The organism is Halomonas sabkhae, from assembly GCF_030409265.1.
Taxonomy (GTDB): Bacteria; Pseudomonadota; Gammaproteobacteria; order Pseudomonadales; family Halomonadaceae; genus Halomonas; species Halomonas halmophila.
This window is the reverse complement of sequence record NZ_JAUFPM010000019.1, coordinates 23,706-45,580: the sequence shown is the minus strand read 5'-3', so window position 1 is coordinate 45,580 and position 21,875 is coordinate 23,706. Positions and strand designations below refer to the sequence as shown.

The following is a 21,875-nucleotide window of genomic DNA, read 5'->3' as shown; positions in this document are numbered from 1 at the left end:
CGCAGGGAGATCAATCATGGAACATAGACGCTGTTGCACAACGGTACTGGCGATCGGAGCCGCCGGCATGATGTCCCTGGCCTTGCCGGGGTGTGCCACCAGCGGCCAGGGCGAGGCGGAAACCTCGCCCACCGCCGGGGCCGAGAGCGAGGTGACGTTTCCCGAGCCAGGCGATGCCTGGCTCGAACAGGGGACCTACGTCAGTATCGAGAATCTGCGCAAGATGCAGGCTGGGGTCTCCAAGGATCAGATCTATGATCTGCTTGGGAGACCGCATTTTTCCGAGGGTCTGTTCGGGGTGCGCAAGTGGAACTATATCTTCCATCTGCCGGCCGGTTATGGGGGCTACATGACTTGCCAGTATCAGGTACAGTTCGATGACGCCATGCTGGCCGAGAGCCTGCATTGGCGTGAGTCGCGTTGTGCCGCTTTGCTTGAGCCCCGCGCAGATGAACCGACACGTATGTCCCTGGCGGCCGATACGCTGTTCGATTTCGACAGCGCCCAATTATCGCCGGAAGGGCAGCGGCAGGTCGACGAACTGGCAGAGCGTATCCGTAATGACTTCGTCGATCCCGAGGTGATGGTTGTGGGCCACACGGACCGGCTAGGCAGTGATGCCTACAATCAGGCCCTGTCCGAGCGGCGTGCCACTACGGTGCGCTCCGCCCTGATCGATAACGGTCTAGAGCCGATGGTGATTCAGAGTCGTGGTCTCGGAGAGCGTCAACCGGTAACGCGTTGCGAGGGGAGTCGGGGGACGCTTGGATTGAAGGAGTGTCTACAACCCAACCGTCGTGTCGATATCGAGGTGAAGGGCGGGCAGCGCTGAGCCCGCCGGCTGTTTCGAACTCTCCCGTGGGGGCCAGGCTCCCATGGGGGCTATGTTCACGGGTGCGCCGTTACTCCAGCAGACTGGAGGATATCCAGCCGAGTCCTTCCTGTTGTGGCAGGTAGACTTGGCTCCAGCCATCAGAGCTTCCCAGGATGCGTAAGGTATCGCCTTGCTGGACCTTGGTGATGATATCGTGGTCGGTAGAATTGCCGGCACGAATGTTGGCGGTGCCGACTTGCACTTCACTAGCTTGTAGGTGCTCAAGGCTTGACGAAATATTCTCGGCGGCAACGTCGTTGCCTTGCTGTGCTGACATGGCGAACCAGAAGACAGCCCAGGCATGATTGCTTTCCACCCCCTTGCCCTGGGCGTACATGGCACCAAGGTTGTTCTGGGCATAAGCGTCACCGGCCTGAGCCGCTCTGCGATACCACTTGATGGCTTCGCCATAGTCCTGTTCCACGCCGCGGCCATTTTCGTAGAAGGAGCCGAGGTTGTTCTGGGCTGCGACAACATCTTGCTTGGCAGCGGCCTCGAGCCACTTGGCTGTCTCAGTATCATTCTGTTTGACGCCCTTGCCTTCCAGATAGAGTAGAGCCAATTGAAACTGAGCTTTAGCTTCTCCCTGTTCCGCGGCTTGCTGATACCAACGAGCCGCCATCGCAGGGTCAGGGTCGGTATTATTATCATCGCCGGATAGGTACTGCTCGGCGAGCTTCATCTGTGCAGGTGCGTAACCACTGTCAGCGGCCAGTCGATACCATTTTTGGGATTTTTCGAGATCCTTTTGGGTTCCCTTACCTTGCGCATACATTTCGGCGAGGCGGAACTGAGAGCGAGCACTTCCTTGCTCGGCGGACTGACGCCATTCATAGATGGCGGAGGCGAAATTGCCTCGTTGGTATTCGTCGGTACCTTTTTCAAAATCCGCCATGGCCAGGGAAGCATGGAGGCCAAGAAGGCTGAGAATGGCCAGTTTCCATTTCATTGGTCACCCCTTGTGTGCCGATATTGTTTGCCGGAAGACAGGTTCCGTGAATCAAGGTTACAATGTAACGTGCATGATATCGAGCATACCGTCGCCATATCAGCAAGGTATCAGCCTGGCTGAAAATTGATGCCGGATCGTCGGGTTATTGGTTGTTGTCTTCATTTGCCTTATCCCTCTGGGCTTGCTGATTCGACTCCATCCCTGCTGAAGATGCCTCTCCCTCAGTGAGCATATCGACACGTTGGTGGGTGAGGACACAGATGATACCGGCATTATTTTCAAAAATTGGGTAGTTGGTGTCGCAGTATAGTGCTGCGGTGTTCAGTGTATTAAAGGCGCGTAAATCACGGTTTGATGGTGTCAATCTGGCCATGAATAGCTCGCCTTCTGGGCACTCCATTGCCTGTTGATCTGTAGTGGCAATGCACAGACTTGATTGATCAATCTGGGGAGATTCTGAATGTTCTGGAAGACAACCTGTCATCAGAAAGGAAAAGCCTAAAGCCGCTACAGGAAGGGAAAATTTGCGTATCATTATTGAGAGGCCTTGTATGTTGGTGATGCTGAAATGCTTTATAGGTTTTTGGCGCTATTGATAGTGTCTTATGAATTTTGAAGGACTCTTCTGTTCGTAGCAAGGGGCTGAGTGCAACAATACCCATTGTGCTGTTGACAGGCTTTTGTGGTACTACACCATCAATCCAGTCGTCATCTCAATGGTATCTTTGACGTCTTGCAGCAAGTGCTGGCGAACCGGGCCATGCTTTGCCAAGGCTGTACGTGCCTTGGGTCAGGTCACCTTCCCTGTTGTTGGAAATTGCGAGCTCTGGCGCTCGTGGGTTAACGCTGACCATGCAGGGTATTTGCCACGTCGACCAATATCGTAACAACGCGGCTTGTACCCAGGGTGACAGGGGCTACGTTTTGTCCGGTGCGGTTTCTGAGCCAGGTGAGGACAGGATCGGCTATCGCTGACGTAAGTATGCTTCATAAGGGCTGGTGCCGGTTATCTGGCTCCCGTTTGAGGCGTAGCCTTGGGCTAAGAATATGTTTGGCTAACGGTGAAGTTTTGTATTGGTCATTGCGGTTTGTAACCCCGATAAAGGGTGAACAGTAAAAGAACGGCCACCGCGTCAATGTGACGGGTGGCCGTTGCCGTTTGCGGCTGGTGCCGGTGAGTGGACTCGAACCACCGACCTACGCATTACGAGTGCGTTGCTCTGCCAGCTGAGCTACACCGGCTTCATGCCGAGCGTAACGCCTGGCGTGCCGCTTTTTCCAGAGGCCTGCCTCGGCGAGGCAGGCCTCTGCCGTCCCTCAATAGGCATAGTCGCGACCGGCGGCCTTGGCGCGCTCGCGAGAGCTCGGGTTGACGGACTCGCGGAAGGGCATCTCGCATACGGTGGCGGCGACGGGCTGCCCCGGGATGTCGAGAAACTCGTCGGGGAGCCAGGCCACCAGTTCAGTACCCAGCACCGCCGAGGCGACCGGCACATAGGCCATCGCGATGTTGGTGCCGAGTTCCGGCGAGTACCAGGGCGAGGTGATCCAGCCGCAGGGGGCGCTCTCGGCGTCCGGGCCGACCAGCCAGAAGTCCGGTGCATAGTCCTCGATGGGTTTGCCGTCGAGTTTCAGGCCCACCAGTTGGTGGGTGAAGGGCGGATTGCCGGCATTGACCTGGGCACGCGTCTCTTCCAGTACGTCCTTGCCGATGTAGTCGGCCTCCTTGCCCTTGGGCACCATGTGGCCCAGGTTGCACTGAAAGGGGTTGGTCTCGTGGTCCAGGTCCTGGCCGTAGGAGAGGATGCCGGCGGCGATACGGCGATGGTGGGCCGGGGCGATGACCATCAGGTTGTATTTCTCGCCGGCACTTCGAATGGCGTTCCAGACGGTTTCGGCGTTCAATGTCGAATCGTAGGCATAGACCTCGTAGCCCTTCTCGCCGGAGAAGCCGGTCTGCGAGATCAAGACATCGACGCCCTCGATTTGCGCGGCCATCAGGCCGTAGTAGGGCACGTCGCGTACTGCTTCGCCGACCAGGTCGGCGACCAGGTCCTCGGACTTGGGACCCTGGATCTGCAGCGGGCTGACGTCGATTTCGTCGATCTGTACGTCGTAACCCATGCCGTGGTTGATGCCGCGGAACCAGTAGGCCAGGTCGGAGTCGCTGATGGTGAACCAGAACTCGTCGTCGGCGACGCGCAGCATGACCGGGTCGTTGAGCACGCGGCCACGCTCGTCGCAGAGCACCACATAGCGACCCATCATCGTCGGGACCCGTGTCACATCGCGGGTGCAGACGTAATTGCAAAAGGCTTCGGCCTCGGGTCCCTTGACGCGAATGGGGCGCTCCACCGCGACGTTCCACAGCGTCACGTCATTGACCAGGGCGCGATACTCTTCCATGGCCCCGCCGTCCTCGGGGCGTACATAGGCGCGTGGATGGTACATGCGGTTGTAGACAGTCGCCTTCCAGCAGCCGGCCTCGACAGAGAGGTGCCAGTAGGGCGATTTGCGCACCCGGTTGGAAAGCAGCAGTTGAATGCCGGGGTCACCGCTCTGACGGAGGTTGACCGGCACCAGGCGATCGCTCTGATCGATGGAAGCTTGGAAGTTGACGTTGGACATGGCGCGGCACTCCTCGTCCTTGGCTGAAAGTTCGAGACGGGTCTCATCACGAGCTCCTGGCGGATATCCGCTTGCCGGTGAGGACCGGAGGTGGATGCAATCCGCCATTATTTTCAAGGTAGGAGTGCAGCTGTGTGCCAGCGTCTCCATGACGACGCTGGAGTTGCTAGTGGCGACACGGGTCGGGCGTTGGCCTTCTTCAGGCGTCGGTATCGCGCACTCGCGTCAACCCTTCCTGGGCGCTGGAGGCGACCAGCCGACCGCTGCGGTCGAAGATGCTGCCGCGACTGAAGCCGCGTGCGCCGCCGGCCCAGGGGCTGTCCATGTCATACAGTAGCCAGTCGTTGACCCTGACGTCATGGTGGAACCACAGCGAGTGATCGAGGCTGGCGATCTGCAGCCCGGGGTCGCCGAACTGAATGCCATGGGGTACCAGTGCCGTGGTCAGCAGGTTGAAGTCCGAGCTGTAGGCCAACAGGTAGCGGTGCAGGGCCGGGTCGTCGGGCAGCTCGCCGGCCAGGCGGAACCACAGGCGCTTGCGGGCCGGCTGGCCGGGTTCGGCGCTGTCCTCTACATGGCGGAATTCGATGGGGTGGCCGGGGAAGCGGGTGATGCGGTCGTCGTCGGCCTCCGGCGCTTCCGGCGCGGCCACGTCCGGCATCCGTGGCTGGTGCGCTATGCTGGTTTCCTGGCCATGGAAGGAGGCGCTGCAGAAGAAGATCGGGCGGCCTTTCTGGATGGCGGTGATGCGGCGCGTGGTGAAACTGGCGCCATCGCGGACCGCATCGACCTGATAGACCACCGGCATTCGTGGATCCCCGGGGCGCAGGAAGTAGCCGTGCAACGAGTGCACGCGGCGGCTGGCATCGACGGTATGCGTGGCGGCCGAGAGTGCCTGGCCGAGCACCTGGCCGCCGAACAGCTGGGGCAGGCCCAGGTCCTGGCTGTGGCCGCGAAACAGGTTCTCTTCCAACGGTTCCAGGGCGAGCAGTTCGACCAGGGCGTTTAGCGAGTCGGACATTGGAGGGGTATCCTTGATCCTTGACGCGTGCGGTATGCGTTGTGTCGCACGCCATTATCTTCATGTCGGGCAGTCTACTGGAGTCCAGGGTGATACGCAGCGATGAATACTACATGCACCGTGCCATGGATCAGGCCCGGCGCGCCGAGCAGGCCGGCGAGGTGCCGGTGGGTGCGGTGGTCGTGGATGCGGCCGGTGACATCATCGGCGAGGGCTACAATGCCCCGGTGTCGACCCATGACCCCAGCGCCCATGCCGAGGTGCGCGCCCTGCGCGATGCCGGCGCCAGAGTCGGCAATTACCGGCTGGAGGGGTGCAGGCTGTTCGTCACCCTGGAGCCCTGCCTGATGTGCACCGGTGCCATCATTCACGCCCGGCTGGCCGGTGTCGTCTATGGGGCTGCCGAGCCACGCAGCGGCATGGTGGAGTCGCGTGCCAATCTGTTTGCCCAGCCCTGGTACAACCATCGCGTCGAGGTCACCGGAGGCGTGCTGTCAGCGCGTATCTCCAGGCAGCTGAAAGGATTCTTCCACCAGCGGCGGGAAGGTCAGCCGGCCAGTGACGACAGCACTGGATGACGGAGGCCCCGCTCAGGAGCTGGGGGGGATGACATCGAAGCTGCCGCTGCCCGGCACGGCATCATCCGGCAGTCGCGCATTGATGGGATGGAACTGCTCCTGACTGCGGTCCACGTAGGTCAGGACCTCGTAGTAGCGGCGGATGTTGCGGACGTACACCACCGGCTCGCCCCCTCGGGCGTAGCCATGCTGAGTCTGTTCGTGCCACTGGCTTTCCTGCAGCAGGGGTAACGAGCGGCGCACATGCACCCAGGAGTCCGGGTCGCCGCCGCGCTGTTGGGTGATATCACGGGCGTCATACAGGTGGCCCAGCCCGACATTGTAGGCGGCCAATGCCATGTAGAGACGGTCGTCGCCGGTGATCGACTCGGGCAGCCGCTCCTCCAGGCTGCGTAGATAGCGTGCGCCGCCCGCGATGCTCTGCTCGGGGTCGAGACGGTCGTCGACGCCCAGGTCACCGGCGGTGGGCAGGGTCAGCATCATCAGGCCGCGCACGCCGGTGGGCGAGGTGGCCTCGGGGTCCCAGTGCGACTCCTGGTAGCCCACCGCAGCCAGCAGCTTCCAGTCGAAGCCGGTGGCACGCGCCGCTTCGCGAAACAGTTCGGCATAGTCCGGCAGTCGTTGCTTGGCATGCTGGATGAAGGTGCGGGCGCCAACGTATTCGAGATAGTTGTCGCGGCCGAAGTAGCGGGTCTCGAGGCGCTGCAGCAACCCGGACGCCTGCATGTCGGCCAGAAAGCGGTTGGCTTCGCGCACCAGGCCGAGCCCCTGGCCGGCGGGGAAGGCCCAGGCCAGCGAGAGCGGCTTGCCCAGCGTGAAGCCGTCCTCCACCTCCGGGAAGAAGAGCCGGTTGAGGCGGAACTGGTGCTGGTAGACCACGGCGGCATCCAGCTCGCCGCTGGCGACCCGGCTCAACAGGGAGGCGATCTCCATGTCGTTGGATTCCTTCCAGCTGAGCTCGGGGTGCTCGGCCTGCAGCTCGCGCATCACGGTGTCGGTGCCGGTGCCGCTCAGGGTGCCGATCTCCAGCTCCACCAGGTCGGCGATGCTCTCGGGTGGCGTGAGGCCGCGGCGATAGACCACGAGCGGCTGCAGCGGCATGATCGGCCGACTGAAGATCAGGCCGTCGCGACTCGGGTCGAGGGGCAGGGCGGCCGCCCCCATGTCGCCCTGAGCGCGCACGGCCTCCAGCACCTGGGTGCTATTGTGATCATCGTCGAGTGCCAGGCTGACGCCCAGATGGTCGGCGAAGCGCCGCATCAGCTCGTATTCGAAGCCGGTCGGACCCTGGCGGCCTTCGTAATAGGTGGTCGGCGTGTTGCGGGTCTGCACGCTGATGAAGTCGCGCTCGAGCACGTCCTGCAGGTGCTCGCCCGGCTGATGACTCGGGGGCACCGGCAACAGGGCCAGCAGCACAGCGCTGCACGCTGTCAGGTAGCCACGCCAGTGGCGACGGAAATGGGCGAGCCGGGTTGCGGACATAGCGGTGCTGAGCGGTGAAGGGATCTTCACCTTACCCAGCGAACCCGCGCCTGTCATCATTCCCGATTTCTCGCCATCCATGCTTTCCAGTATCATATGACCATTCAGTCGCCGCGGGATCCATCCCGATGCGGCTCCCCGAGGGCGTGTGGCGGGGAGATCCGGGTCGAGGTTCGGCGTTGTCGGCGCTTTATGCTTCCTTCACATTTCGCTTGCTTCAGAGGTCCGAGGATATGCTCGAACTGCGCGGTGCGCCCGCCCTATCCGCTTTTCGTCACGCCAAGCTGCTGGAAGCCCTGTCTCGCGTGGCGCCAGGTGTCGAGGCGCTGGAAGCCGACTATGTGCACTTCGTTGACCATGAAGGCGAGCTGGCGGAGTCGGAACAGCGGCTGCTCGAGGGGCTGCTCGACGATGGTACGTCGCCTGAGGCGAGGTCGAGTGGTCGGGGGCATCTGTTTCTGGTGGTGCCGCGCATCGGCACCCAGTCGCCCTGGTCGTCGAAGGCCACCGATATCGCCCATAACTGCGGATTGAAGCGGATTCGTCGGCTCGAACGCGGCATTGCCTACCGCGTGCGGTTCAGCGGCGAGTTTTCCGAGGCAGACTTCGAGGCCGTCACGGCGCAGCTGCATGACCGCATGACCGAGACCGTGCTGTTCGATGCCTCGGATGCCGCCAAGCTGTTCGAGCATCATCAGCCGGCGCCGCTCGGCCAGGTGGCCCTCCTCGAGGGCGGTCGCGAGGCACTGGCCACTGCCAACGTCGAACTGGGCCTGGCCCTGGCCGAGGATGAAATCGACTACCTCTGCGAGGCATTCCAAGGGCTGGAGCGCAACCCCACCGATGTCGAGCTGATGATGTTCGCCCAGGCGAACTCCGAGCACTGTCGTCACAAGATCTTCAATGCCGACTGGGTGGTAGACGGCGAGGCCCAGCCGCGTTCGCTGTTCAAGATGATCAGGAACACTCATGAAAGCTCGCCGGACGATATTCTCTCGGCCTACAGCGACAATGCGGCGGTCATCCGTGGCAGCGAGGCGGGGCGTTTCTTCGCCGCCCCCCTGACCGGCAAACAGGCTGAGAAGGCGGTTTATGCGGCCCATCGGGAGCCGGTCAACATCCTGATGAAGGTCGAGACCCACAACCACCCCACGGCCATTGCGCCGCACCCCGGGGCGGCCACCGGGGCCGGCGGCGAGATTCGCGACGAGGGCGCCACCGGCATCGGCGGCAAGCCCAAGGCCGGCCTCACCGGCTTCACCGTATCCAACCTGCGCATTCCCGACTTCGTGCAGCCCTGGGAGGCCTTCGATTACGGCAAGCCCGAGCGTATCACCAGCGCGCTGTCGATCATGCTCGAAGGCCCCATCGGGGGCGCCGCCTTCAATAACGAATTCGGGCGCCCGAACCTGACCGGCTACTTCCGCACCTATGAACAGGACGCGCTGGGTGCCGATGGCATCGAGCGCCGCGGCTATCACAAGCCGATCATGATCGCCGGGGGCTACGGCAACATCCGCGAGGATCACGTCCAGAAGAGCGAGATTCCGGTGGGTGGCAAGCTGATCGTCATGGGCGGGCCGGCCATGCTGATCGGGCTGGGCGGCGGCGCGGCCTCGTCGATGGCCTCGGGAGCGTCCAGTGCCGATCTGGACTTCGCCTCGGTACAGCGCGGCAATCCGGAGATGGAACGGCGGGCCCAGGAAGTCATCGACCGCTGCTGGTCCCTGGGCGATGACAACCCGATCTGCTTCATCCATGACGTCGGCGCGGGCGGGCTGTCCAATGCGCTGCCGGAGCTGGTCAAGGATGGCGAGCGCGGCGGGCGTTTCGAGCTGCGTGAGGTGCCCAATGCCGAGCCGGGCATGAGCCCGCTGGAAATCTGGTGCAACGAGGCCCAGGAGCGCTATGTGCTGGCCGTGGCGCCGGAAAACCTGGCGGCCTTCGAGGCGCTGTGTCAGCGCGAGCGTTGCCCCTATGCCGTGGTCGGCGAGGCCACCGAAGCGCACCACCTCGAGGTGCGTGATGGCCACTTCGAGGCGACCACGGCGCAGACGCCGCCGGTGGATCTGCCGATGAGCGTGCTGTTCGGCAAGCCGCCGAAGATGCAGCGGGAATTCGCGCGGCAAAGCCGCGACCTGCCGGGCATCATGCTCGACAACCTGGATCTGCGCGAGGCGCTGGATCGGGTCCTGAGCCTGCCCACCGTGGCCTCCAAGAGTTTCCTGATCACCATCGGCGATCGCTCGATCACCGGTCAGGTGGCACGCGACCAGATGGTCGGCCCCTGGCAGGTACCGGTGGCCGATGTGGCGGTGACCACGGCGACCTTCGACACCCATGCCGGTGAAGCCATGGCGATGGGCGAGCGGCCGCCGGTGGCGCTGATCGACCCGGCGTCCAGCGCCCGTCTGGCGGTGGCCGAGACCATCACCAACCTGGCCGCGGCGCCGATCGCGCGGCTGGGCGATATCAAGCTGTCGGCCAACTGGATGAGTGCAGCCAGCCATCCGGGCGAGAATCAGGCGCTGTATGACGCCGTGCATGCCGTCGGCATGGAGCTGTGTCCGGCGCTTGGGATTGCCGTGCCGGTGGGCAAGGACTCGATGTCGATGCGCACCGCCTGGCAGGCCGCGACCGGCGACACCGGCGAGGTGGAGGAAAAGAGCGTCACGGCACCGCTGTCGTTGATCACCACCGGTTTCGCGCCGGTGACCGATGCCCTGCGCACCCTGACGCCCGAGATCGACATGGCGCGGGATGAATCCGACCTGATCCTGGTCGACCTGGGCGGCGGTCGCAATCGCCTCGGCGGCTCGGCGCTGGCACAGGTCTATGGCCAGGTCGGTGACGAGTGCCCGGATCTGGACGACTCGGAGGATCTCAAGGCGTTCTTCTCGGTCATCCAGGGCCTCAATGCCGATGGCAAGCTGCTGGCCTATCACGATCGCAGCGATGGTGGTTTGCTGGTCACCCTGCTGGAGATGGCCTTTGCCGCGCATGCCGGCCTGGAAATCAAGCTCGACTGGTTGGTCGACGAGCCCGGCGAGGCCGTCAATGCGCTCTTCGCCGAAGAGCTCGGGGCGGTGATTCAGGTGTCCCGCGAGCACACCGAAGAGGTACTGACCCAGTTTGCCGGCGCGGGAATCGAAACCTGTGGGGTCATCGCCCGTCCGCGCTATGACGACCAGGTACGCGTCACCCTGTTCGAGGAGCCGCTGCTCGAGACCACGCGCATGCTCACCCAGCGCACCTGGAGCGAACCCAGCTATCGCATGCAGGCGCTGCGCGACAACGCCGACTGTGCCAAGAGCGAATTCGATGAGCTGCTGGATGCCCGCGACCCGGGCCTCTCGGCCACGCCGACCTTCGATGTCGACGAGGATATCAGCGCGCCCTTCGTCAACACGGCCCGTCCTCCCATGGCGGTGCTGCGCGAGCAGGGCGTGAATGGCCATGTGGAGATGGCCTGGGCCTTCGACAAGGCCGGGTTCGAGGCCGTCGATGTGCACATGAGCGACATTCTCGAAGGACGCGTCGGCCTCGAGGACTTCAAGGGCCTGGTGGCCTGCGGCGGCTTCTCCTATGGCGACGTGCTGGGGGCCGGCGGCGGTTGGGCCAAGTCGGTGCTGTACAACGCGCGGGCACGGGAGCAGTTTGCCGCCTTCTTCGGTCGTGACGACAGCTTTGCCCTGGGCGTGTGCAACGGCTGCCAGATGCTCTCGCAGCTCAAGGAACTGATTCCGGGCGCCGAGCACTGGCCGCAGTTCGTGCGCAACGAGTCCGAGCAGTTCGAGGCGCGCGTCTCCATGGTCCGCGTGGAGCAGAGCCCGTCGATTCTGCTCGCCGGCATGCAGGGCTCGAAGCTGCCGATCGCCGTGGCCCATGGTGAAGGGCGCGCGGCCTTCCGTGACACGGCCCACCTGCGTCAGGTGCAGAGCAGCGACCAGGTGGCGCTGCGCTACCTCGACAATCATGGTCAGTCGACCACGCGCTATCCGGCCAATCCCAATGGCTCACCGGCGGGTATCACCGGCCTGACCACCCCGGACGGCCGGGTGACCATCATGATGCCGCACCCCGAGCGCGTGGCCAGGGGGGTGACCAACTCCTGGCGCCCCGCCGAGTGGACGCAGGACGGCGCCTGGATGCGCATGTTCCGCAATGCACGGCACTGGCTGGGCTGAGAAGCGCCGGGCCTGACTTGACCCCGTAACGCAAGACGCCGGCGCCCGAGGAGACAGGCGCCGGCGTCTTGCCCATGCACTCAAGCATCGCGGTGATGTGCCTTAAGCATCGTCCTTGTGCTTCAAGTGCGCCTCCAGGTCGTCGAGCATATGACGGAACTGTGCCACGAAATGGTCATAGCGGCCGAAGTCGTACTCGCAGTTGTCGCAATAGACGTGGTACTGACCCTGGCGTCCGGGTGGCAGGCGCTTGTAGCGGCTACCGCATTCCGGGCATTCAGGGCCGGTAGGTTGGGTGGTCATGATGGGCTCTCCTTATCGCTCGTACACTTCAGGTATCGTGCCGGCAGGCCTGGAAATCAAGGTTGACGGCATGATATGAAAAATTTTGGCATGGAACCCGGTAGAATGGCGAGCCGGTATCGCTCAGAGGCCCCATGAACGCTGTTGCCCCACCTCACTTGCGGCCCTATCAGCAGGCAGCCGTGACGCGCGTCGTCGAGCACTTTCGTGCCACGAATGACCCCGGGGTGGTGGTGCTGCCGACCGGCAGCGGCAAGTCGCTGGTCATCGCCGAACTGGCCAGGCTGGCACGTGGTCGCGTGCTGGTGCTGGCGCATGTGCGCGAACTGGTGGAGCAGAACCATGCCAAGTACGAAGCCTATGGCCTCGAGGCGGATATCTTCAGCGCCGGCCTGGGGCGCAAGCAAGCGGCGCGTCAGGTGGTGTTCGGCTCGGTTCAGTCGGTCGTGCGTAACCTCGAGGTCTTCGATGACTCGGCAACGGCTTTTTCGCTGCTGGTGATCGACGAGTGTCATCGCGTCTCGCTGGACGAAAACTCGAGCTATCGGCGCGTCATCGATGCGCTGCAGCGCTGTAACCCGAGCCTCAAGATACTCGGCCTGACGGCCACGCCCTACCGGCTGGGACAGGGCTTCGTCTATCATCGCCACCATCATGGCATGGTGCGCGGTGAAGAAGACTGCTTTTTCCGCGACTGTGTCTTCGAGCAACCGCTGCGGCTGATGGTCAAGCAGGGCTATCTGGCCGCGCCGCGCCGCGTTGATGCGGCCGTGGCCCGTTATGATTTCTCGCGGCTGGCGCCGGGGGCGGGCGGTCGCTACCAGGAGGCCGAGCTGGATCAGGTGGTGGCCGGCAACCGCGCGACCCCGGCCATCGTCGCCGAGGTCGTCACGGCCGCCGCCGAGCGCCGGGGCGTGATGCTGTTCGCCGCCACCGTGGCGCATGCCGAGGAGGTCCTGGGGCTGCTGCCGTCGGGCGAGGCGGCGTTGATCACCGGGGCCACCCCGTCCACCGAGCGCCAGGCGCATATCGCGGCCTTCAAGGCGCAGCGTCTCAAGTACCTGGTCAATGTCTCGGTACTGACCACCGGCTTCGATGCGCCCCATGTCGATCTGATCGCCATCATGCGGCCGACCGAGTCGGTCGGGCTCTATCAGCAGATGGTCGGTCGCGGTCTGCGGCTCGCCGAGGGCAAGCAGGACTGCCTGATACTCGACTACGCCGGCAACCCCTGGGATCTGTATGCGCCCGAGGTGGGGAGCCCGCGGCCGGCGTCGGATACCGAGCCGGTGCAGGTGCCGTGCCCGGTCTGTGAGCACGCCAATCTGTTCTGGGGGCGGCGTGATGGCGACCTGGTCATCGAACATTTCGGACGGCGTTGCCAGGGGCTGGTCGAGGATGACGACGGCCGCCGGCGGCAATGCGACTTTCGCTATCGCTTCAAGGAGTGCAAGGAGTGCGGTACCGAGAATGATATCGCCGCGCGGCGTTGTCATGGCTGCCAGGCGATGTTGGTGGATGCCGACGACAAGCTGCGCGAGGCCCTGAAACTGCGCGATGCCATGGTGCTGCGCGTGACCGGCATGCAGCTCGAGGCCACGCACAACGGACGCGGCCTGCCACGCCTGAAGGTGACCTATCATGACGAGGACGGCGAGACGCTCAGCGAATGGTTCGCCCTGGAGAGCGCGGCCCAGCGTGGCGCCTTTGCGGCGGTATTCCTGCGCCGTCACCTGCGTGCGCCCGGCAGCGACTGGTGGCCGGGCAGCCCGGCCGAGGTGGTGGCGGAGCGTCGTCGCCTCAAGGCACCGGACTTCGTCATCGGCCGCAAGGTCGGGCGTTACTGGCAGGTGCGCGACAAACTCTTCGAGTACGAGGGGCGCTATCGCACCGCCGCAGCCGCCGAGGCGGCGCATGGCTTACCTTGAGGGGGGCGGTCTTGGTAGACTCTCCCCTTTGACGAGAGGCGCACTTTCGCCCGGCTTCTCGTCCCCTGCAGGAGGCCAGGCCACGCGTGAGCGATACGCCAACGACCGCCGATGGTGAGACAGTCAGCCGCGACCCGGCGCCGTCGGATGCCGGCCCGGACGCCGTAACGAGCGCTGCCGAGCACAGCGCCGCGCAGCGGGCGGCATCCCTCGGTCGGCTTTTCGACGAGCCGATCACCCAGCTTCCGGAGGATCTGTACATCCCGCCGGAAGCCTTGCGCGTGTTTCTCGAGGCCTTCGAAGGACCGCTCGATCTCCTGCTGTACCTGATTCGTCGGCAGAACCTGGATATTCTGGCCATCGATGTGGCCAGCATCACGCATCAGTACATCGAGTACGTGCAGCTGATGAAGGCCATGGAAATCGAGCTGGCTGGGGAGTACCTGCTGATGGCGGCCATGCTGGCGGAGATCAAGTCACGCACCTTGCTGCCGCGCCCGCCGAAGCAGAACGAGGAGGACGAGGAAGAAGACCCGCGGGCGGAATTGATCCGCCGGCTTCAGGAATACGAACGGCTCAAGAATGCCGCGGAATCCCTCGGGGACCTGCCGCGCCAGGGGCGTGACTGGTTTCCGGCCAGGGCCGCCTTGCCGCCGCTCGAATCACGGGTGATCCATCCGCATGTCGAGCTCGATGAACTGCTGGGCGCGCTGGCCGGCATCCTGCGCCGGGCCGAGCTCAACCAGTCGCACCAGATCAGTCGCGAGGTGCTGTCCACCCGCGAGCGCATGCAGGTGATTCTGGGGCGCCTGAGTCATGAACATCACACCCCCTTCGAATCGCTGTTCAGCCTCGAGGAGGGGCGGGCCGGCGTGGTGGTGACCTTCATGGCGATCCTCGAGCTGGCCAAGGAGACGCTGATCGAGATCGTCCAGAATGCGCCCCTGTCGCCGATCCATGTGCGGGCCAGGGCGCAGACCGAGGCGGTCGAGGGCGACGAAGACTTCTACGCTGAGGGCGAGGAGGGAGAAAGTCCCTTTGCCGCCGAGGACGATGGGCAGGATGGCCCGGCGGATGACATGCCGCATGAGGGTGAGTCGCCGCAGGCAGAGGAGCAAGGCTCGGCATGAGTGCCATGGAATATTCCGAGACCCCGCTGGACGAGATCCTCGAAGCGGCCCTGCTGGCGGCAGGTTCGCCCTTGCCGCTGGAACGCCTCGAGGCCCTGTTCGATGATCAGGAGCGGCCGTCGCGACGGGCCTTGCGCGAGTCGCTGGAGCGCGTCGAGTCGCGCCATGAACAGGGCGCCATGGAAATGCTGGAGACAGTCTCGGGGTATCAGCTGCGTATTCGGCCGCGCCTGTCGTCCTGGGTTTCGCGGCTCTGGGACGAACGCCCGCAGCGCTATTCGCGGGCGCTGCTGGAAACACTGGCCATGGTCGCCTACCGCCAGCCGGTCACGCGTGCCGATATCGAGGAAGTGCGGGGCGTCTCGGTCAGCGGCTCGATCATGCGCACCCTGACCGATCGCGGCTGGGTGCGGGTGGTCGGGCATCGCGATGTGCCCGGTCGCCCGGCGGTCTATGCGACCACGCGTGCCTTCCTCGACGACTTCGGGCTGAAGACCCTGGATGAACTGCCGCCGATGCATGAGCTCAAGAGCTTCGGCGAGGAACAGGCCGATCAGGACGACGCGCCGCCACCGCCCCAGGAGGCATTGCTGGCGCAGGCGGATGAGCCGCTGGACGCGCCGGATGACGCCGCGGCCGAGCAGGCCGGGGAGGGCGCTACAGACGAGACGGCCTCGGCGGATGACGCCGTGAGCCAAGATCGCGATGCCACCGACGCGACACGCCCTGATGAAGACGGGGTGCCGGCAGCCGAAGTGGCCGATGAGGCAGATGCCACCGCGTCCGCGGCGGCGACCGAGGACCCGGCATCGGCCGGGACAGCCGATGCCTCAGCAACACACGCCGGGACGGCGTCCGAGCGGATGAGCCCGAGCTTTGCCGATCTGGAAGCCCGGCTCTCCGAGCGTGCTCGAGGCCGCGTCGAGGATGACGCTGCCCCGGGGACGGAATCCACGACAAGTGAGACAGACGATGAGTAACACCAGCGAGAAACTGCAGAAGGTGCTGGCCCGAGCAGGCCTGGGATCGCGCCGCGAGATGGAAACGGCGATTGCCGATGGGCGCGTCAGGGTCAATGGCCAGGTCGCCACCCTGGGTGACCGCATCGAGCCGCATGACCGGGTGGCACTCGATGAGCGCCCGGTCACCCTGCGTTCGGCGGAGGAAGTCCCGCGTCGGGTCATCATGTACAACAAGCCCGAGGGCGAACTCTGCACGCGCAAGGACCCGGAGGGTCGCCGCACGGTCTTCGACCGCCTGCCGCGTCTCAAGGGCGAACGCTGGATCGCCATCGGCCGCCTGGACATCAATACCAGTGGCCTGCTGCTGTTTACCACCGACGGTGAACTGGCCAATCGGCTGATGCACCCGGCGACGCAGATCGAGCGCGAGTACGCCGTGCGTGTCATGGGGGAGGTGACCAAAGGGCAGATCAAGGCCATGGCCGAGGGCGTCATGCTGGATGACGGTCCGGCGCGCTTTACCGACGTGCAGGAGTTCGGTGGCGAAGGGATCAACACCTGGTTCCATGTGGTGATCATGGAGGGGCGCAACCGTGAGGTCAGGCGTCTCTGGGAGTCCCAGAACCTGACCGTCAGCCGCCTCAAGCGGGTGCGTTACGGTAATATCTTCCTCGACAAGCGCACCAAGGCCGGCGAGTGGATCGAGCTGGGTCAGGACGAGATCGATGACCTGGCCGCTCAGGCAGGCCTGGAGTCGCGCCGGGTACCGGAGCTGACGCCGGACGAGAAGAACCGCTGGAGTCGCGACAAGAACAAGCGGCGTCCGGTGCAGGGGGTGCGCAAGCCCAAGGCACCCAGGAATCGCGGCCACTGAGGGGCATCAGTCTGCCGATCATGAGCAGGGCGGATAACCCGCCGGGACCGGGCAAGGCGGATTCTCGTGCCGAGCATGAAAAAACGCTTGCCACCGAAGGGGGTTATCCGTATTATGTGCACCCGTTCGGCAGGGTCGTTAGCTCAGTTGGCAGAGCAGTTGGCTTTTAACCAATTGGTCGTAGGTTCGAATCCTACACGACCCACCATCCGAACCTGTGCCTGGCCGCCAAGGCCATGCGGGTCGTTAGCTCAGTTGGCAGAGCAGTTGGCTTTTAACCAATTGGTCGTAGGTTCGAATCCTACACGACCCACCAGATTCCGCGCCCCCGTCTCCCCGGAGACGGGGGCGTTCTGTTTGCACGCGCGCCAGCGGCATCGGGCGGGCGCCGCGCCCGGCCCGGACAGGCTTGCAACCTGGGCGTCGGGGCGTCATCATCAAGCAACGTCATTCAGCGGGCAGCCGACATCGCCGAGCGCGAGCCGCATGCCCCGGACGCGGGTCGACCACCGCGATAGACGCATTGGTTGGCCCTCTGGTGTGTCGCGCCGTGCGGAGCGCACGTAGCCCGGCACCTGGTGTAACGCAGGGGGAGCCCCTGCTGGTCACAGTGGTAGACACGATGACGATCATGACTTCCCGTGCCGAGCTGCGCGATCAGCTGGCACGCAGCTATTGCCCGACACGTATCCCCGCCGAGGACGAAGCGCGCGTCGAAGAAATCAAGCGCCTGCTCGAGGACAACAACGCTGTCCTGGTGGCGCATTATTATACCGACGACGCCATTCAGCAGCTGGCCGAGGAAACCGGTGGCTGTGTGGCGGACTCCCTGGAAATGGCCCGCTTCGGTGCGCGCCACCCGGCCGATACCCTGGTGGTGGCCGGGGTGCGCTTCATGGGCGAGACCGCCAAGATCCTGTCCCCCGAAAAGCGCGTGCTGATGCCGACCCTGGAGGCGACCTGTTCGCTGGATGTCGGCTGCCCGGCGGATGAGTTCGCGACCTTCTGCGATGCCCATCCCGATCGCACCGTGGTGGTCTACGCCAACACCTCGGCGGCGGTGAAGGCGCGTGCCGACTGGGTGGTGACCTCCTCGATCGCCGTGGATGTCATCGAGCACCTTCAGGCCAGGGGCGAGAAGATCCTCTGGGCTCCCGACAAGCACCTGGGCAGCTATATCCAGCGTCGCACCGGAGCCGACATGCTGCTCTGGGACGGTGCCTGCATCGTGCACGAGGAGTTCAAGGCCAAGGGCGTCGAGGATCTCAAGGGGCTCTACCCGGAAGCGGCCGTGCTGGTGCATCCCGAGTCGCCGGAACCGGTGGTCGAACTGGCCGATGTGACGGGCTCCACCTCCCAGCTGATCAAGGCGGCCAAGGAGCTGCCCCAGCAGGAGCTGATCGTGGCCACCGACCGCGGTATCTTCTTCAAGATGCAGCAGGCGGTGCCCGACAAGACGCTCTTCGAGGCGCCCACGGCGGGCGATGGCGCGACCTGCAAGAGCTGCGCCCACTGCCCGTGGATGGCCATGAACGCGCTGGACAACCTGGCCGGTGCCCTGCGCCATGCCAGCGGCGAGATCCGCGTCGATGAAGATCTGCGTCTACGCGCCCTCAAGCCGCTGGAGCGCATGCTCAACTTCAACGCCTGAGGCTCACCAGCTACGAGAGGCGAGGGCTGGCGTGCCAGTGGGCCGTTGCCGTGCTGGGGCAGGCTCATGCCGCCGCGCGTCGACGTCGCCTGCATCTGGCAAGCCGGCCCCGGTCATGACAGAATCTGCACACTTCCCGGATTCCGTATTGCCGGACGGCGTATCCCGCCCCAGGCGACATGACTGAGCACGAGGACAGCATGCCCGAATATCGTTCCCGCACGACCATCGTCTGTCGCAACATGACCGTCGCCCGTGCCCTGTGGCGTGCCACCGGCGCCGACAGGGGTGCGGTACGTGACCTGACCCGGCTCGACTGACGTTTTTGGTTTCGATGACCCCGGCCGCTGATGCGGCCGGTGCCTTTTCTTTGTTGTTCAGGATGCCCTCGTTATGAAGACGCAGACCCTCAATGTTGGCCTGGTCGGCTTCGGCATGGCCGGCAGGACCTTTCATGCGCCCCTGGTCGCGGCAGCGCCTTGGCTGGAGCTGTCAGCGGTGGTCAGCGGTGACGCCGCCAAGGTGCAGGCGGTCTACCCCGGGATGACGGTGCATGAAAGGTCCCAGGCCTTGTTTGCCGACCCGCAAATCGACCTGGTGGTGATCGCTACCCCTAACGAATGGCACTTTCCGCTGGCCAAGGCGGCGCTGGCGGCGGGCAAGCATGTGGTGGTCGACAAGCCCATGGCGGTGTCGCTGGCCGAGGCTCGTCAACTGAAAACGCTCGCCGAGAATGCCCAGCGGCTGTTGAGCGTCTTTCACAATCGCCGTTGGGACAATGACTTCCTGACGCTCAAGGCCCTCTTCGAGCGCGGCGATCTGGGCCGTATCACGGCGCTGGAATCGCGCTTCGACCGTTTCCGCCCGCATGTCGGCGATCGCTGGCGTGAGCACCACCGGCCCGGCAGTGGGGTCTGGTTCGACCTGGGGCCGCATCTGCTGGATCAGGCCCGCGAGCTGTTCGGCATGCCGCGCGCCATCCTGCTGGAACTCTCCAACGCGCGGGACGGGGCCGAGATCGACGACGATTTTCTCGCCGTGCTGGATTACGACGCAGGTCCGCGTGTCACGCTGAGCGCCAGTTCGCTGATTGCCGAGCCGACACCGCGTTTCGCGGTGCATGGCACCCGCGGCAGCTTCACCAAGTACGGACTCGATCCCCAGGAAGACTGGCTCAAGGCGGGGGCGACACCGGAGCCCGGCTGGGGCGTGGATGAGACGCCGGCCCGCCTGATGCTCGATGAAGGGCAGGGCGAGGAGATCGCCCTGGTGCGCCATGAGCTGCCCTGCGAGGCCGGTGATTATCGCGCCTACTATGATGCCATCGCCGAGACCCTGTTGCATGGCACGCCGCCCCCGGTCACGGCCGAGAGTGCCCTGGACACCATGGCGCTGCTCGAGGCCGGGCTGGACAGCTATCGCCAGGGGCGCTGGGTCAAGCTCAAGGAAGGTAACGGGGCGCGCCGCCGCCTGCTTCACGGCAAGGGCGAGTAATGCCCGAGCGTCCCCGGCGGTTCGCTCGGGGACGCGCTCACCACAGCAGGGAGGCGCTCGGCTCGGCGCGCAGCTTGTCGCGGGCAATGAACAGCGCGGCAATGGCGCGGGCTTCATGAAAGTCCTCGCGTGCCAGGAGCGCGCCGATGTCGTCGAGGGCATGCGTCTCGACGATGAGGGGCTCGGGTTCGTCACCGGGCAGGCGTTTGGGGTAGAGGTCGCTGGCGAGGATCACCTGCATGCGGTGGCGCATGTAATTGGGGGCCAGGCTCAGCTCTACCAGTGGCTCGAGACGGTGCGCGCCGAAGCCGCATTCCTCCATCAACTCCCGGTTGGCGGCGGTGATGATATCTTCCCCGGGGTCGACCAGTCCCTTGGGCAGGGTCAGGGTATAATCTTCCAGGCCGGCCGCGTACTCGCGGATCAGGAGCACATGCTCCGGGTCGGGCATGGCGACGATCATTACGGCACCGCTGGCATTGGCATTGCCGCCCAGGCGCTCGAAAGTGCGCTCGGCGCCATTGGCAAAGCGCAACTCCATTTCCTCGATGCGGAACAGGCGGCTGGATGCCAGGTCGCGGCGTGCCAGTACACGGGGTTTGTCGAGAGGTTCGCTCATGCGGTCTCCAGTCAAGGGCGAGGCGGGCCTGCTGAAATGCGTCCCTGTCGTCTATTGGTTACACTACCACGTCTGTTAAGCCCACGAGACGCTACCGCGCCGCCCGCGAGGACTCCATGATTGACTGGCGTGCCATTGATACCGTTCTGCTGGACATGGACGGTACCCTGCTGGACCTGCACTTCGACAGCCACTTCTGGCTGGAACACCTGCCGCGCCGTTATGTGGAGCTGCATCGCCTGGATGATGCGACCCAGGAAGAGGTGCGTGCCCGCATCATTCGCGAACAGGGTAGCCTGGACTGGTACAGCCTGGCCTACTGGCGCCGTGAACTCGGCGTCGACATCGTCGCCCTGAAGCGCGAGGTTCAGCACCTGATCGGCCTGCGCAGTGATGCGCTGGACTTCCTGACCTGGCTCAAGCAGGCCCATCCGCGTGTCGTGCTGGCGACCAACGCGGATCGCGAGAGCCTGGAGCTGAAGTTGCCGCTGACCGGCCTGGAGTCGTACCTGGACGCGGTCGTGTCCTCCGCGGATGTCGGGGCGCCCAAGGAAGAGCAGGCGTTCTGGTGGGCTCTCCAGGAAATCGAACCCTTCGATCCGGAACGAACGCTGTTCATCGATGACAACCCCTCGGTACTGGAAAGCGCCCGCGAGTTCGGCATTCGCCACTTGCTGGGCATTCTTCAGCCCGACAGCCGGCGCCCGGAGCGTCGGATCGAGTCGTTCATCGCCCTGGAACGCTTCGCCCGGCTGTTGCCGCAGGACTTGCCGCCGCAGGAGGATCCCCATGGATAACGTCAGGCTGGATAAATGGTTATGGGCGGCGCGTTTCTTCAAGACGCGAGCCCTGGCCAAGAAGGCCATTGAAGGAGGCAAGGTCCACTACAACGGTGGACGAGCCAGGACCAGCAAGCATGTCGAGGTGGGGGCCCTGATTCGTGTGCCTCAGGGCTGGGACACCATGGAAGTCGAGGTGCTGGCGCTCTCCGAGCAGCGTCGCGGTGCGCCGGAAGCCCGCGAGCTGTACCAGGAAACCGCGGAGAGCGACAAACGCCGCCGCACCGAAGCCGAACAGCGACGCCAGGCCAAGCAGGTCATGCAGCACCCCTTCAAACGCCCCGACAAACGCGACCGGCGCGAAATCAAACGGTTCATGCGCGGGGAGTAATGACGTAAGGGAAAAGAGGTAA

At 64.3% G+C, this 21,875-nt stretch carries 18 protein-coding genes and 3 tRNA genes; 13 read left to right on the top strand and 8 right to left on the bottom strand.

Translation table 11 applies throughout. The features are described from left to right. The first annotated feature begins 16 nt into the window (after nt 1-16). Complete coding sequence (locus QWY79_RS13295) at nt 17-832, top strand: OmpA family protein (RefSeq protein ID WP_290273602.1); 816 nt, start codon at nt 17-19, stop codon at nt 830-832. 70 nt (nt 833-902) lie between these two features. Here the strand turns inward: QWY79_RS13295 and QWY79_RS13290 are convergent, their stop codons facing one another. The 5 genes from QWY79_RS13290 to QWY79_RS13270 all read right to left on the bottom strand — a co-directional run bounded on the left by QWY79_RS13290 (nt 903) and on the right by QWY79_RS13270 (nt 5,475). Then, nucleotides 903-1,823 carry an SH3 domain-containing protein gene (locus QWY79_RS13290; protein WP_290273600.1) on the bottom strand — a complete coding sequence of 307 codons (921 nt, stop codon included), beginning with the start codon at nt 1,821-1,823 and terminating at the stop codon, nt 903-905. A 145-nt stretch (nt 1,824-1,968) separates the two neighbouring features. Further along, entirely contained in the window at nt 1,969-2,361 is a 393-nt protein-coding gene (locus tag QWY79_RS13285) for a hypothetical protein (RefSeq protein ID WP_290273597.1), read from the bottom strand. A 631-nt stretch (nt 2,362-2,992) separates the two neighbouring features. Beyond that, nucleotides 2,993-3,068: transfer RNA gene (locus QWY79_RS13280), tRNA-Thr, on the bottom strand. A 75-nt stretch (nt 3,069-3,143) separates the two neighbouring features. Further along, nucleotides 3,144-4,454, bottom strand: a complete 1,311-nt coding sequence (locus QWY79_RS13275; RefSeq protein ID WP_290273595.1) for a glycine cleavage T C-terminal barrel domain-containing protein — start codon at nt 4,452-4,454, stop codon at nt 3,144-3,146. Between the two features lie 199 nt (nt 4,455-4,653). Further along, nucleotides 4,654-5,475 carry an acyl-CoA thioesterase gene (locus QWY79_RS13270; RefSeq protein ID WP_290273592.1) on the bottom strand — a complete coding sequence of 274 codons (822 nt, stop codon included), beginning with the start codon at nt 5,473-5,475 and terminating at the stop codon, nt 4,654-4,656. A 92-nt stretch (nt 5,476-5,567) separates the two neighbouring features. Here QWY79_RS13270 and tadA point away from each other — a divergent pair, with 92 nt between their 5' ends. Further along, nucleotides 5,568-6,053 carry a tRNA adenosine(34) deaminase TadA gene (gene tadA, locus QWY79_RS13265; protein ID WP_290273650.1) on the top strand — a complete coding sequence of 162 codons (486 nt, stop codon included), beginning with the start codon at nt 5,568-5,570 and terminating at the stop codon, nt 6,051-6,053. A gap of 12 nt (nt 6,054-6,065) precedes the next feature. Here the strand turns inward: tadA and mltF are convergent, their stop codons facing one another. Further along, nucleotides 6,066-7,535 carry a membrane-bound lytic murein transglycosylase MltF gene (gene mltF / locus QWY79_RS13260; RefSeq protein WP_290273590.1) on the bottom strand — a complete coding sequence of 490 codons (1,470 nt, stop codon included), beginning with the start codon at nt 7,533-7,535 and terminating at the stop codon, nt 6,066-6,068. 233 nt (nt 7,536-7,768) lie between these two features. Between mltF and purL the strand changes: the two genes are divergently transcribed. Next, a complete protein-coding gene (gene purL, locus QWY79_RS13255; protein ID WP_290273588.1) occupies nt 7,769-11,722 on the top strand; it encodes a phosphoribosylformylglycinamidine synthase in 3,954 nt (1,317 codons plus the stop codon). Between the two features lie 102 nt (nt 11,723-11,824). On the opposite strand, the gene QWY79_RS13250 is transcribed toward purL, so the two are convergent. Further along, nucleotides 11,825-12,025: a hypothetical protein gene (locus QWY79_RS13250; protein WP_290273585.1), complete on the bottom strand. Its 201-nt coding sequence runs from the start codon at nt 12,023-12,025 to the stop codon at nt 11,825-11,827. 134 nt (nt 12,026-12,159) lie between these two features. Between QWY79_RS13250 and radD the strand changes: the two genes are divergently transcribed. From radD to QWY79_RS13210, 8 genes are all read left to right on the top strand, one after another. Next, nucleotides 12,160-13,953, top strand: coding sequence for a DNA repair helicase RadD (gene radD / locus QWY79_RS13245; RefSeq protein WP_290273582.1), 1,794 nt, complete (start codon nt 12,160-12,162; stop codon nt 13,951-13,953). A gap of 86 nt (nt 13,954-14,039) precedes the next feature. After that, nucleotides 14,040-15,083 carry a segregation and condensation protein A gene (locus QWY79_RS13240; protein WP_290273579.1) on the top strand — a complete coding sequence of 348 codons (1,044 nt, stop codon included), beginning with the start codon at nt 14,040-14,042 and terminating at the stop codon, nt 15,081-15,083. Next, nucleotides 15,080-16,063, top strand: coding sequence for an SMC-Scp complex subunit ScpB (scpB, locus tag QWY79_RS13235; RefSeq protein ID WP_290273577.1), 984 nt, complete (start codon nt 15,080-15,082; stop codon nt 16,061-16,063). Before QWY79_RS13240 ends, scpB begins: the two co-directional genes overlap by 4 nt. Further along, nucleotides 16,056-16,919: a 23S rRNA pseudouridine(2605) synthase RluB gene (rluB, locus tag QWY79_RS13230; protein WP_290273575.1), complete on the top strand. Its 864-nt coding sequence runs from the start codon at nt 16,056-16,058 to the stop codon at nt 16,917-16,919. The genes scpB and rluB overlap by 8 nt, the downstream gene beginning before the upstream one ends. A gap of 132 nt (nt 16,920-17,051) precedes the next feature. Further along, nucleotides 17,052-17,127: transfer RNA gene (locus tag QWY79_RS13225), tRNA-Lys, on the top strand. 32 nt (nt 17,128-17,159) lie between these two features. Next, nucleotides 17,160-17,235: transfer RNA gene (locus QWY79_RS13220), tRNA-Lys, on the top strand. A gap of 306 nt (nt 17,236-17,541) precedes the next feature. Further along, nucleotides 17,542-18,570: a quinolinate synthase NadA gene (nadA, locus tag QWY79_RS13215; RefSeq protein ID WP_290273573.1), complete on the top strand. Its 1,029-nt coding sequence runs from the start codon at nt 17,542-17,544 to the stop codon at nt 18,568-18,570. Nucleotides 18,571-18,963: 393 nt separating this feature from the next. Continuing rightward, nucleotides 18,964-20,064, top strand: a complete 1,101-nt coding sequence (locus QWY79_RS13210) for an oxidoreductase (protein WP_290273570.1) — start codon at nt 18,964-18,966, stop codon at nt 20,062-20,064. A 37-nt stretch (nt 20,065-20,101) separates the two neighbouring features. On the opposite strand, the gene nudE is transcribed toward QWY79_RS13210, so the two are convergent. Continuing rightward, a complete protein-coding gene (gene nudE, locus QWY79_RS13205) occupies nt 20,102-20,683 on the bottom strand; it encodes an ADP compounds hydrolase NudE (protein WP_290273567.1) in 582 nt (193 codons plus the stop codon). A gap of 116 nt (nt 20,684-20,799) precedes the next feature. Between nudE and yrfG the strand changes: the two genes are divergently transcribed. Together yrfG and QWY79_RS13195 are read left to right on the top strand one after the other, a co-directional pair. Next, entirely contained in the window at nt 20,800-21,480 is a 681-nt protein-coding gene (gene yrfG / locus QWY79_RS13200) for a GMP/IMP nucleotidase (RefSeq protein ID WP_290273565.1), read from the top strand. After that, the gene (locus tag QWY79_RS13195) at nt 21,473-21,853 is read left to right on the top strand and encodes an RNA-binding S4 domain-containing protein (RefSeq protein WP_141320827.1); all 381 of its coding nucleotides are present in this window, start codon (nt 21,473-21,475) and stop codon (nt 21,851-21,853) included. The genes yrfG and QWY79_RS13195 overlap by 8 nt, the downstream gene beginning before the upstream one ends. Nucleotides 21,854-21,875: the final 22 nt, after the last annotated feature.